13 protein-coding genes are annotated in these 12168 nt (G+C 73.8%); 7 read left to right on the top strand and 6 right to left on the bottom strand.

Annotation, left to right across the window (positions count from 1 at the left end; translation table 11 throughout):
* Positions 1-264 precede the first annotated feature (264 nt).
* Positions 265-945 carry a response regulator gene (locus tag AC5WRL_RS17350; protein WP_496089503.1) on the bottom strand — a complete coding sequence of 227 codons (681 nt, stop codon included), beginning with the start codon at positions 943-945 and terminating at the stop codon, positions 265-267.
* A 51-nt stretch (positions 946-996) separates the two neighbouring features.
* Positions 997-2214: a sensor histidine kinase gene (locus AC5WRL_RS17345; protein ID WP_496089449.1), complete on the bottom strand. Its 1218-nt coding sequence runs from the start codon at positions 2212-2214 to the stop codon at positions 997-999.
* Positions 2215-2344: 130 nt separating this feature from the next.
* On the opposite strand from AC5WRL_RS17345, the gene AC5WRL_RS17340 reads away from it, so the two are divergent.
* On the top strand, positions 2345-3424 hold the full coding sequence (locus AC5WRL_RS17340; protein ID WP_496089448.1) for an SAM-dependent methyltransferase: 1080 nt from the start codon (positions 2345-2347) through the stop codon (positions 3422-3424).
* Here the strand turns inward: AC5WRL_RS17340 and AC5WRL_RS17335 are convergent.
* A complete protein-coding gene (locus AC5WRL_RS17335; RefSeq protein ID WP_496089447.1) occupies positions 3344-4486 on the bottom strand; it encodes an NADH-quinone oxidoreductase subunit D in 1143 nt (380 codons plus the stop codon). The two genes, AC5WRL_RS17340 and AC5WRL_RS17335, sit on opposite strands and share 81 nt — an antisense overlap.
* Before the next feature lie 67 nt (positions 4487-4553).
* On the opposite strand from AC5WRL_RS17335, the gene AC5WRL_RS17330 reads away from it, so the two are divergent.
* Together AC5WRL_RS17330 and AC5WRL_RS17325 are read left to right on the top strand one after the other, a co-directional pair.
* Entirely contained in the window at positions 4554-5033 is a 480-nt protein-coding gene (locus tag AC5WRL_RS17330) for a PH domain-containing protein (protein WP_496089446.1), read from the top strand.
* A gap of 17 nt (positions 5034-5050) precedes the next feature.
* On the top strand, positions 5051-6433 hold the full coding sequence (locus tag AC5WRL_RS17325) for a PH domain-containing protein (protein WP_496089445.1): 1383 nt from the start codon (positions 5051-5053) through the stop codon (positions 6431-6433).
* Between the two features lie 17 nt (positions 6434-6450).
* Here the strand turns inward: AC5WRL_RS17325 and AC5WRL_RS17320 are convergent, their stop codons facing one another.
* From AC5WRL_RS17320 to AC5WRL_RS17310, 3 genes are all read right to left on the bottom strand, one after another.
* A complete protein-coding gene (locus tag AC5WRL_RS17320) occupies positions 6451-6951 on the bottom strand; it encodes a nuclear transport factor 2 family protein (RefSeq protein ID WP_496089444.1) in 501 nt (166 codons plus the stop codon).
* Positions 6948-7847 carry a dihydropteroate synthase gene (gene folP, locus AC5WRL_RS17315; RefSeq protein ID WP_496089443.1) on the bottom strand — a complete coding sequence of 300 codons (900 nt, stop codon included), beginning with the start codon at positions 7845-7847 and terminating at the stop codon, positions 6948-6950. Before folP ends, AC5WRL_RS17320 begins: the two co-directional genes overlap by 4 nt.
* A gap of 79 nt (positions 7848-7926) precedes the next feature.
* The gene (locus AC5WRL_RS17310; RefSeq protein ID WP_496089442.1) at positions 7927-9354 is read right to left on the bottom strand and encodes an MFS transporter; all 1428 of its coding nucleotides are present in this window, start codon (positions 9352-9354) and stop codon (positions 7927-7929) included.
* 110 nt (positions 9355-9464) lie between these two features.
* Here AC5WRL_RS17310 and AC5WRL_RS17305 point away from each other — a divergent pair, with 110 nt between their 5' ends.
* From AC5WRL_RS17305 to AC5WRL_RS17290, 4 genes are all read left to right on the top strand, one after another.
* On the top strand, positions 9465-10499 hold the full coding sequence (locus tag AC5WRL_RS17305) for an Lrp/AsnC family transcriptional regulator (RefSeq protein WP_496089441.1): 1035 nt from the start codon (positions 9465-9467) through the stop codon (positions 10497-10499).
* A gap of 145 nt (positions 10500-10644) precedes the next feature.
* Complete coding sequence (gene folB, locus AC5WRL_RS17300; protein ID WP_496089440.1) at positions 10645-11004, top strand: dihydroneopterin aldolase; 360 nt, start codon at positions 10645-10647, stop codon at positions 11002-11004.
* Positions 11001-11612, top strand: coding sequence for a 2-amino-4-hydroxy-6-hydroxymethyldihydropteridine diphosphokinase (gene folK / locus AC5WRL_RS17295; protein ID WP_496089439.1), 612 nt, complete (start codon positions 11001-11003; stop codon positions 11610-11612). Before folB ends, folK begins: the two co-directional genes overlap by 4 nt.
* A 45-nt stretch (positions 11613-11657) precedes the next feature.
* A complete protein-coding gene (locus AC5WRL_RS17290; RefSeq protein ID WP_496089438.1) occupies positions 11658-12164 on the top strand; it encodes a DUF3180 domain-containing protein in 507 nt (168 codons plus the stop codon).
* Positions 12165-12168: the final 4 nt, after the last annotated feature.

Genomic DNA, 12168 nt, shown 5'->3' with positions numbered 1-12168 from the left:
GGACGTCGCGCCCAATGCTACGGGCCTGGGGCCTGTCTGTCGGATCCCGCCTGGCCCGCACCGCCTGGCACAGGGGGCACCTCCCAGGCCCCCAAGGGCCTGGGGGAACCTCGCCGCACTCCGCTTCGCTCCGTCCCTGCTCTCTTGAGAGACCTCCCCAAGCTCTTCGAGCAGGGGATACCCCATGGCCGGCAGGTGCCCCCTGCACCAGACGCCGCGGGCCCACGGCGCTGTCCGGCAGACAGGCCCCGCCGCCGCACGGGCCTACGAGCCCAGCCGCCGCTCGTTGCCGCCGGCCTGGACCAGGCCCGTCTCGTAGGCGAGGACCACGGCCTGGACCCGGTCGCGCAGCTGGAGCTTGGCGAGGATGCGGCCGACGTGCGTCTTGACGGTGGCCTCGGAGACGAACAGCGCTCCGGCGATCTCCCCGTTCGACAGGCCCTGCGCGATCAGCAGCAGCACCTCCCGCTCGCGGTCGGTGAGCTGGCCGATCTCGGGGTGGGTGCCCTGCCGCTCGGCCGGGATGAGGGTCATGAAGCGGTCGAGCAGCCGCCGGGTGGTGGAGGGGGCGACCACCGCGTCGCCGCTGTGCACGGAGCGGATCGCGGCCAGCAGTTCGTCGGGCGGCACGTCCTTCAGCATGAACCCGGCCGCGCCCGCCTTCAGCCCGGAGAACGCGTACTCGTCCAGGTCGAACGTGGTCAGGATCAGCACCTTCGGGTCGCCGGGGCCGCCCTCGCCCTCCCGGCACACCCGGCGGGTGGTCTCCACCCCGTCCAGGCGCGGCATCCGCACATCCATCAGCACCACGTCCACGGCGGTGGAGCGCAGCACCTCCAGTGCTTCGATGCCGTCGCCCGCCTCGGCGGCGACCGTCATGTCCTCCTGGGCGTCGAGCACCATCCGGAAACCGGTACGGAGCAGTACTTGATCGTCCACGAGCATGACGCGAATCGGCTGCTGCTGCGATGGCGTTGTCACGGAATCTTCCTTCGCTCAGGGCTGGACGGCCAGGGGCAACGTAGCGGTGATCCGGAAGCCGCCCCCGGGCCGGGGCCCGGCCAGCAGTTCCCCGCCGACCATTCCGACCCGCTCCCGCATGCCGATCAGCCCCTGCCCCAGGCCGTCGGCGCCGCGCTCCTCGTACAGCTCGCGCTGCGCGCCGCGCCCGTCGTCCTCGGCGAGGACGGTGAGCGCGTCGCCGGAGTAGTCCAGGCAGACCCGGGCGCCCGCGTCGGGGCCGCCGTGCTTGCGGGTGTTGGTCAGCGCCTCCTGGACGATGCGGTAGGCGGTCAGCTCGACGCCGCTGGGCAGCGGGCGCGGGGTGCCGCTGATCCGGAAGTCGACGGGCAGGCCGGTGTCGCGTACCTGGTCCACCAGCTCGGCCAGCTGTTCGACGCCCGGCTGTGGCACGTAGTCCTGCGCGGTGGCGGTGGTGGCGCCGTCGCCGCGCAGCACGCCCAGCAGCCGGCGCATCTCGGTGAGCGCCTGCCGGCCGGTGCCGGAGATGGTGGCCAGGGCGGTGCGGCACTGCTCGGGGTGGCTGTCGAGGACGTAGGCGGCGCCGTCGGCCTGCACCACCATCACGGACACGTTGTGGGCGACCACGTCGTGGAGCTCGCGGGCGATCCGGGCGCGCTCGGCGGCGACGGCGATCCGGGACTGGGTGGCGCGTTCCTGCTCCAGGCGGGCAGCGCGTTCCTCCAGTTCGGCGTAGTAGGCGCGGCGGGTGCGCAGCGAGTCGCCGAGCACCCACGCGAGCAGGAACATCACGGTGACGAACACGGTGGAGACGACCGTGCCGACCAGCGACTCGTCGCCCTGGTCCGGCCAGCGCACGGTGGCCAGCACGGGTGCGGTGAGCGAGGCGCCGAGCCCCAGCCGGGACGCCCAGCGCGCGGGCCGGGACGCCACGGTGAAGATGAGGATCAGGAAGATGAAGTCGGAGGGGATCGGCGGCACATCGGCGGCCAGCTGGAACAGCCCGGTGGCGATGCCCAGCAGCAGCATCTTCTCGGGCGCCCGGCGGCGGAACATGAGCGTGCCGGTCAGCGCGAGCGACGCGATCACGGCGCCCGTCTCGGAGCCCTGGTAGCGGGAGTCCTGGGTCCCGCCCGCCGTGAGCACGATGAAGGTGCCGGCCAGCCATACGAGGCCCCAGAATCCGTCGACCCAGCCGGGATGACGGCGCACGAGGTCGTAGAGCCGGTTCATGTAACCCAGAGTAGGGAGCACATGCGGCTCGGGAGTCAGCCGATGGGTCGATCCGTGGGCCCGGCGGCTACTCCTCAAGGTGGACACGGGCCCCGGGGGGCGCGGTGCGGCGCCGCGTACCGTGGGGCCGGTGAGCGTGAGCGCTGAGGTGACGGGCTGGCGGGCGGCGGCGGAGCGCGCGCTGTACGGGCCGGGTGGGTTCTTTCTGCGGGAGGCGCCGGCCGCGCACTTCCGTACCGCCGTGCACACCTCGCCGCTGTACGCGGGCGCGGTGGCCCGGCTGCTGTCGGGGGTGGACGCGGCGCTGGGCCGGCCGGCGGAGCTGGCGCTGGTGGACATGGGCGCGGGGCGCGGCGAGCTGGTGGCCTCGGTGCTGGCGCTGCTGCCGCCCGAGGTGGCGGGGCGGGTGGCGCCGTACGCGGTGGAGCGGGCGGCCCGGCCGGCCGGGCTCGATCCGCGCGTCGTCTGGTGCGCCGAGCCGCCGCGCGGGGTGCGCGGGCTGCTGTTCGCCAACGAGTGGCTGGACAATGTTCCGCTGGACGTCGCCGAGGTGGACGACGCGGGGGTGGCCCGGTACGTACGGGTGGCGCCGGACGGCCGCGAATCCCTCGGCGCGCCGGTGCCGGCCGGCGGCCCGGACGCGGCGTGGCTGGCCCGCTGGTGGCCGCTGCCGCCCGAGCCGGGGCTGCGCGCCGAGCTGGGCCGGCCGCGCGACGCCGCCTGGGCGGCGGCGGTGGGCACCCTCGCCGAGGGGCTGGCGGTGGCCGCCGACTACGGGCACACCGCCGCGACCCGGCCCCCGCTGGGCACCCTCACCGGGTTCCGGGACGGCCGCGAGGTGGCGCCGGTGCCGGACGGCGGCTGCGATCTGACGGCCCATGTGGCGCTGGACGCCTGCGCCGCCGCGACGCCGGGCCCGTCCTGGCGGCTGACCCAGCGGGCCGCGCTGCACCGGCTCGGGGTGCGCGGCGGGCGCCCGCCGCTGGCGCTGGCCTCGACCGACCCGGCCGCCTACCTGCGGGCGCTGTCGGTGGCCGGTCAGGCGGCGCAGCTGACGGATCCGGGCGGTCTCGGCGGCTTCGGCTGGCTGGTGTCGGCGGCCGGGCCGCGCGGGCCGGCCGCCGCCCGGCTACTTGTCGATGTCGCCGACGACGAAGAAGAACGACCCCAGGATCGCCACCATGTCGGCCACCAGCGTGCCGGGGAGTAGGTGGCTGAGCGCCTGGATGTTGTTGAACGACGCGGAGCGCAGTTTCAGCCGGTACGGGGTGCGTTCGCCGCGCGAGACGAGGTAGTAGCCATTGAGGCCCAGCGGGTTCTCGGTCCAGGCGTAGGTGGCGCCCTCGGGGGCCTTGAGGACCTTGGGCAGCCGCTGGTTGACCGGCCCGGGTGGCAGTTCCGCCAGCCGGTCCAGGCAGGCGTCGGCCAGCTCCAGGGAGTTCCAGGTCTGCGCCAGCAGCACCTCGAACCGGGCCAGGCTGTCGCCGGCGGTGCGGGTGGCGACCTTGAGGGTGTCCTGGAGCTCCCCGTAGGCGAGGTACGGCTCGTCGCGGCGCAGATCGAAGTCGACGCCGCCGGCGCGGGCGATCGGCCCCGACACCCCGTACGCGTGCGTGGCCTCCGCCGAGAGCACGCCGATGCCCCGGGTGCGGGCCTGGAAGACCTCGTTGCCGAGGATCAGCCCGTCGAGCCGGCCCATGCCGCCGCGTACCGCCGCGACCGCCTGCCGGGCCCGGTCGGTCCAGCCGGCCGGCAGGTCCTCCTTGAGGCCGCCGACCCGGTTGAACATGTAGTGCATGCGCCCGCCGGACGCCTCCTCCATGACGTGCTGGAGGGATTCGCGTTCGGTGAAGGCGTAGAACATGGGGGTGATGCCGCCCAGCTCCAGCGGATAGGAGCCCAGGAACATCAGGTGGTTGAGCACCCGGTTCAGCTCGGCGAGCAGGGTGCGCAGCCACACCGCCCGCTCGGGGACCTCCATGCCCAGCATCCGTTCGACGGCGAGGACGACGCCCAGTTCGTTGGAGAAGGCGGACAGCCAGTCGTGCCGGTTGGCGAGCACGATGATCTGCCGGTAGTCGCGGGCCTCGAAGAGTTTCTCGGCGCCCCGGTGCATATAGCCGATCACCGGCTCGGCGGCCGAGATCCGTTCCCCGTCGAGCACCAGGCGCAGCCGCAGCACGCCGTGGGTGGAGGGGTGCTGGGGTCCGATGTTGAGCACCATGTCGGTGGACTCGGCGGCGCCGCCGATCCCGACCGTCGTCTCCGTCATGGCGACAGTCTGACAGCTCACCCGGACAGCCCACCACGATCAGTGAGCGCGCTCTAAGCTTTTGAGCATGGACGAGGGAGCGGAAGACGCCGGCTGGCGCGGGGTACGGCCCGGGTTGCTGACCATGCGGCGGCTGGTGCTGGCGCTGTGGCTGGGCCCGGTGGTGCTGGCCGCCGTGGTGATACCGGCAGTGCTGGGGGCGCCGGTGTGGGCGCTGCCCGCGCTGGCGCCGCTGCTGCTGGGTGCGTGGGGGTGGCGGGCGCTGGGGCGCAATTGGCGCTCGTGGCGCTACCAGGAGCGGGACGATGATCTGCTGATCAGCCGGGGGGTGCTGTGGCGGCAGCTGACCGTGGTGCCGTACGGCCGGATGCAGCTCGTCGAGGTCACCTCCGGGCCGCTCGACCGCAAGTTCGACCTGGCCAGAGTGCAGCTGCACACCGCCGCCGCGGCCAGCGACGCCACCATCCCCGGCCTGGAGCCGGCCGAGGCGGAACGGCTGCGCGACCGGCTCACCGCCCTCGGCGAAGCCCGGTCAGCGGGCCTGTGATCACGCAAGGGGGGACCATGACCACCGGCGAACCGACAGCGGCGGCCACTGCCACAGCCACAGCCACGGCCGGCGGCCCTTCTCTGGAGCACGACGGCAAGAGACTGCACCCCGTCACCCCCTGGCGGCGCGCCTGGGCTCCCCTGGCCGGCCTGTTCGCCATCGGGCTCAACAACGCCGAGAACCTCCGCTCCTGGACCACCTCCCTCGGCCTGGGCTGGCTCGCCGCCCTGCTCGCCGGCCTCATGCTGTGCGGCGCCGGTTACGGCTTCCTGTCCTGGCGCGTCACCCGCTACCTCGTCACCGACACCGAGCTGCGCATCCGCACCGGCCTGCTGTTCCGCCGTACCGCGCACCTGCGCCTGGACCGCATCCAGTCCATCGACGTCACCCGCCCGCTGCTCGCCCGCGCGGTCGGCGTCGCCAAACTCAAGATGGATGTCGTGGGCTCCGGCGACGCCGACGAACTCGCCTACCTCGGCGAGGCCGAGGCCACCGCACTGCGCGCCGAACTGCTCGCCCGCGCCGCCGGCATCGACCCGCTCGCCGCACCCAGCGCCGGCGAGGCCCCCGCCCACCGGCTGGCCACCGTGCAGACCCCGACGCTGGCCAAGGCCATCGCCCTGGAAACCCTCAGCGGCGGCTGGGCGCTGCTGCTGATCGCCGGCATCGCTCTGCCCGTGACGCTGTACGTGCTGGGCAGCGGCATCTTCGTCGCGCTCACCGTCGCCGTACCGATGCTGGCCGGCGTCTGGGGCGGCACGCTGGGCCGCTTCCTCACCCAGTACGGCTGGACGGTCAGCGAATCCCCGGACGGGCTGCGCCTGGACCACGGGCTGCTCCAGCGCGACCACGCCACCGTGCCGCCCGGCCGGGTGCAGTCGGTGCGCATCGTCGAACCGCTGCTGTGGCGGCGGCACGGCTGGGTCCGGGTCGAGCTGGAGGTGGCCGGCGAGGGCAACGAGGGCGGGCTGCTGGTCCCGGTGGCCGGCCGGGCCGCGGCGGCCGAGCTGATCAACCGGATCCTGCCCGAGGTGGACATCGACAAGACGATGGCCGCCATCACCCCGGTGCCGCACCGCTCGCGCTGGGCGGTCCCGGTGTGGCGGCACGGGTACGGGCACGGGGTGACGGACGCGGTGTTCGTGGCCCGCGCGGGCCGGCTCAGCCGCCGGTACACGCTGGTGCCGCACGCGAAGGTGCAGAGCGTACGGATGACGCAGGGCCCGTGGGAGCAGCGGCTCGGCCTGGCCGACGTCCATGTGGACCACGGCGCGAACGGCACGGCCACCGCCCGGCTGCGGGACGCCGCCGAGGCGGCCCGGGAGGTCGCCGCCCAGGCCGACCGCTCCCGTCTGGGGCGCCGCAACGCCGTCCCGGAGCGGTGGCTGACCGGCTGACCGCTGACGGCTGACCGCTAGATCACGGTGCCGCCGCCCCCGTCGTCGTCGTCGAGCGAGGGCTCCTCCTCGCCCTCCTCCTCGTCCTGATCGATGAGCACCGGCGAGCCGTGGTGCGACCACAGCTTCCACTCGCCGTCGGCGCCCTCGGTGCGGCGGAACAGATTGGTCGCCACCACCAGACCGCCGACCAGCGGCCCCGCGCTGCCGTCCTCCTCCGCCGGGCCGCCGCTGAGGATGTTCTCGGTGCAGGTCACCAGGGCGGTGTCGCCCAGCACCGAGACCTCGACATCAGTGAGGAAGAACTGGATGTACTCGGTGTTCGCCATGATCAGCGCGTAGGAGCGCAACACCTCCCCCCGGCCGGTGATCACCGGCCACCCCGGATGGATGACGCTGATCTCCTCGGCGTCGATCCAGCGGTCCGCCATGGCATCGAGATCACCCTGCTCCAGGGCGTCGTACAGCGCTGTGTTGGCGGCTTCCACCGCTTCGATGTCCGTCCGGGTACCACTCATGTATGGGCCGCGTCCCCTTCCGTTCCCGCTTGCGCTCGCGCCGCGTCGTCGACGGCCTGGGCCACCCGGACCGCGTCCGCGCTGGCTCGTACCTCGTGTACCCGCACCGCCCATGCCCCCACACGGGCGGCGAGCGCCGAGATGGCGGCGGTGGCGTGATCCCGCTCGGCGGCGGGCGGCGGCGTGCCCCCCGTACCGCCGGCCAGGACCCGGCCCAGGAACCGCTTGCGGGAGGCCGCCACCAGCAGCGGCCACGGCAGGTCGCGGCGCAGCCGGTCCAGGCCGGCCACCAGTGCCAGATCGTGCTCGGCCCGCTTGGCGAAGCCGAGGCCGGGATCGGCGATGATACGGGCCGGATCGATGCCGCCGGCGACGGCGCGCTCGATGGACGCGCGCAGTTCGGCGCCGACCTCGCCGACCACGTCCGCGTACACGGCGCGGTCGTTCATGTCGATGCTCTGCCCGCGCCAGTGCATGACGACGAACGGCACCCGCGCGTCGGCGACCACCGGCACCATCCGGGGGTCGGCGCGGCCACCGCTGACATCGTTGACCAGCCGGGCCCCGGCGGCGACGGACCGCTCGGCGACGGAGGCGCGCATGGTGTCGACGCTGACGAGCACCCCGGCCGCGGCCAGCTCCCGCACCACGGGCAGCACCCGGCGCAGTTCCTCCGCCTCGTCCACCCGGGACGCGCCGGGGCGGGTGGACTCCCCGCCGACATCGACGAGATCGGCGCCGGCGGCCACCAGGTCCAGCCCGTGCTTGACGGCGGCCTCGGGGTCGAACCACTGCCCGCCGTCGGAGAAGGAGTCGGGGGTGACGTTGACGACCCCCATGACCGCACACCGACCCCACTCCGGCAACCCGGCCACCCGACGACGCGTCTCGCTCATGCGTCCAGCGTAGGCGCAGCCGCCTTCCCGGCACCCGGCCAGGGGCCCGGCGGTGGCGACCGGGGCCGGCCCCCGGTCGTCAGGCGCGGGCCGGCAGCGGGGCGGGTTCCGCTGTTCCCCCGGCCGCTGTCGTACGGGGGGTACGGACCGCCGTGACCGCCGCCGCCGTCAGCAGGGCCGCGACGCCCGCCGTCAGATAGATGGCGCGCAGGCCGTCCGCGAACGAGGCGCGGACGGTGTCGCCCGCCGCCGCCCAGCTCGCCGGGTCCGTGCCGGGGCCCAGCGTGCTGAAGAGCGTGCCCAGGACCGCGATGCCCACCGCCATGCCCAGCTGGCGGGCGGTGTTGATGGCGCCGCTCGCCATGCCCGCGCGCTCCGGCGCCACCGCCGCCAGCGCCGCCGAGACCAGCACCGGGGTGGCCAGGCCGACCCCCACCCCGGCCACGATCAGGCCCGGCACCAGCACGGTCCAGGCCGAGCCGGCGCCGATCGCCGTCTGGAGCAGCGTGCCCGCCCCGATCAGCCCGAGCCCGGCGGCCACCGGGATCCGGGGCGGCACGCGCTGCATGAAGCGCCCGGCGATCCCCGCCGTCACAAACGCGGTGCCGGCCGCCGGCATGATCGCCAGGCCGGCCTCGACCGGCCCCATCCCGAGCGCCGACTGAAGCCACAGCATGGTGTAGCCGTAGTGCGCGAAGGCCGCCGCCGAGAGCACCGCGCCGGCCGCCAGCAGTACCGCGAACGACGGCTGCCGCAGCAGCCGCAGCTCCAGCAGCGTGGGCCGGGACCCGGCGAACGCCGCCGCCGCGAGCAGCGCCACCCCCAGCGCGGTCAGCGTCGCCGGGGCGGTCCAGCCGGCCTCGTTGCCCTCGATCAGGCCGTAGACCAGCGCCCCGGCGGCGGCGGTGAACAGTACGGTCCCCCGCCAGTCGATCGGCCGCGCGCCCTCGTCGCGGGATTCGCCCAGCACCTTCCAGGTGACCGCGATGGTCAGCACCGCGAGCGGCACATTCACCAGATACACCCAGCGCCAGCCCGCGTACTCGGTCAGCAGCCCGCCGATCACCACCCCCAGCGCGGCGGCGGCCCCCGCGACCGCGCCCCAGGCGCCGAAGGCGATGCCCCGGTCGCGGCCCCGGTAGGTGGCGGCCAGCAGCGGGGCGTTGGTGGCGAACATCGCCGCCGCCGCCACGCCCTGCACCACCCGCGCCGCGATCAGCGTCCCGGCGTTCGGCGCGGCCCCGCACGCGAGGGAGGCCGCCGCGAACACGGCGAGGCCGAGCACGTACAGCCGGCGCCGCCCGTACCGGTCCCCGGCCGCGCCCGCGGCCATCAGCAGCGCGGCCAGCGCCAGCGCGTACGCGTCCATCACCCATTGCAGCGCGCCGAACCCGGTCTCCAGCTCATCCGCCATCTCCGGCAGTGCCGGGGCCACGATCGTCACATCGATCAGCAGCATGAAATTGCCCAGGCACACCGCCAGCAGCGGCCACCACTTGCCTCGCATCGGCTCTCTCCTCCGTGTTCCGGTCTGCCGTCAGGGTCCGCCCGCCTGGCGTCGTGTCCCAGTCACCTCCGCCATTCCGGTGGGATTCGACATTGCCTACGCTGCTGGACGTGAGATCCGACATGCGCTTCGACGATCTGGACCGCCGTCTCACCTACGCGCTCCAGTTGGACGCCCGGGCTCCGTTCGCGAAGATCGCCGCCGCCCTCGGCGTCTCCGACCAGACGGTGGCCCGCCGCTACGCGCGGCTGCGCGCCACCGACTCCATCCGGGTGATGGGTCTGCTGCGGGCGGAGGCGCGCGGCGAGCTGAGCTGGCTGCTGCGAGTGCGCTGCGCGCCCGGCACCGCCGACACGCTGGCCGGCACGCTCGCCGAGCGGGCGGACACCATGTGGGTGGTGGTGCTGTCGGGCGGTACGGAGATCTCGCTGGCGGTGCGGTCCCCGGACGCCCGGATGCGGGTCGGCGCGGCGCCGGGCCGGGTGTCGCTGCTGGATCAGCTGCCGCGCAGCCGGCAGGTGCTGGAGGTGACGGCGATGCGCCGGCTGCACATGTTCTTCGGCCAGGAGGAGAACCGGGTCACCAAGTCGGGGGTGCTGACGGCGCGGGAGGTCGCGGCGCTCGCGCCGCCCCGGGTGACGGGGGTGGCCCCGCCGGGGCCGCTGACGGACGGGGACCGGGCGCTGGCGGCCGTCCTCGCGATGGACGGCCGGGCCTCGCCGGCCGAGCTGGCGGCGGCCACCGGCTGGTCGCCGAGCACGGTACGGCGCCGGTTGCGTCAGCTGGGGTCGGACGGCTCGCTGTATTTCGATGTCCACTACGACGCCGAGATCTTCGACCTGTCGCTGTACGCGGTGCTGCGGCTGAGTGTGCCGCCGGCTCTGCTGGCCGCCACCGGTGAGGCGCTGGCCGGCCATGACGAGGTGGGATTCGCCACGGCCATCACCGGCACGTACAACCTGTTCGCCGCACTGGTGTGCAAAGACACCGCAGCGTTGTACGACTATCTCACCGGCCCGGTGGCTCAGTTGCCCGGCGTGGACCGGATGGAGACGGCGATCGCCACCCGGATCGTCAAGGGCCCGGGCCCGACCCCGCCCCGGCGGCGCGGCGCCGCCCGTGATGGGGTGGGTGGCGGAGCTTAGCCGGTGCGGTGCGCGGGTAGCCGCCGCTGACAAGGGCTGTCACCGGGCGCAGGTAGATTCGAATGTGCCACCGGCAACACGCCGGTAACAGCGACACCCAGCAGCATCAGAAACACCAGTGACACCAGTACGAAGGGAGCAGGCCATGGATCGCATCACGCTGCGCGGGCTGCGGGCCAGGGGGTTCCACGGCGTGCTCCCGCACGAGCGGGAGGGCGGCCAGTGGTTCACCGTGGACCTCGTCCTGGGCCTGGACACCCGGCCCGCCGCCGCGACCGACGATCTGGCGAAGACCGTGGACTACGGGGTGGTGGCCCAGGAGGTCACCGCCCTCATCAGCGGCGAGCCGGTCGATCTTCTGGAGACGCTCGCCCAGCGGATCGCCGACCGTTGCCTGGCGTTCACCGCGATTCACGAGGCAGAGGTCACCCTTCACAAGCCGCAGGCGCCGATCACCGTTCCCTTCGACGACGTGACCATCACCATCAAGCGGAGCCGAGCATGACCCCCAGCAATGCCGCGTCCACTCCCGATCCGACCGTCCAGCCGGTGCCCGCCTCCGTGGTGCAGCAGGTCGACGCCGCCGACTCGACCCTCCACAACCCCAAACGCGCCGTGCTCTCCCTGGGCAGCAACCTCGGCAACCGGCTGGAAACCCTCCAGGGCGCCATCGACGCGCTGGAGGACACCCCGGGGCTGCGGGTGAAAGCCGTCTCCCCCGTGTACGAGACCGAGCCGTGGGGGGTGCCCAGCGGCAGCCAGGCCACGTACTTCAACGCGGTGATCGTCGTGAAGACGACCCTCCCGCCCGCCTCCCTCCTGGAGCGCGCGCACGCCATCGAGGAGGCGTTCGAGCGGGTACGGGACGAGCGCTGGGGGCCGCGCACCATCGATGTGGACATCGTGGCCTACCAGGGTGTCCTCTCGGACGATCCGGAGCTCACCCTCCCGCATCCGCACGCCCACGAACGGGCCTTCGTGCTCGTGCCGTGGCACGATGTCGATCCGGCGGCCGAGGTGCCGGGGCAGGGCCGGGTCGCCGATCTTCTGTCGGCGCTGCCGGAGCAGGGCATCACCGCGCGCACCGATCTGAAGCTGGCGCTGCCCGACTGAGCGGGCGGCGCGGAACGACGGAATGAACGAGGGGCGCGCACAGCGGTGAACCAACTGCGGATCAGGAATCTCGTGGGGCTGTTCGCCGCCGCGTTCGCCTTCGGCTGGGCCGGTGCCGGGCTGTGGAACTCGCTGGGCACACTGCCCGCCGTTCCACTGCCGGCCCCCGTCATCCTGGCGCTGATCGCCGCCGTACTGCTGGCCACCGCGCTGTCGCTGCGCGGCCGGCTGCGGGCGCAGCGCGAACGGCGCCCTGGCGCCCGCCCGGTGGAGCCGCTCATGGCGGCCCGCGCGGTGGTCTTCGGGCAGGCGAGCGCGCTGGTGTCGGCGCTGGTGGCGGGGTTGTACGGGGGATTCGGGCTGTTCTTGCTGCTGGAGCTGATGGAGGTGTCCAACCGGCGCGAACAGGCGGTGTACGCGGGCCTGTCCGTCATCGCCGGCATCGCGGTGTGCGCCGCCGCCCTCTATCTGGAGCGGGTCTGCAAGCTCCCGGACGGCGACGGCGACGACCACGACCACCACCGGCGCGGCCCGATGGGCTCCCCCATCTGAGCCT

This window comes from Streptomyces sp. NTD107, from assembly GCF_059510435.1.
Note: the sequence above shows the minus strand (reverse complement) of the source record. Positions and strands in the feature narration are given on the sequence as shown.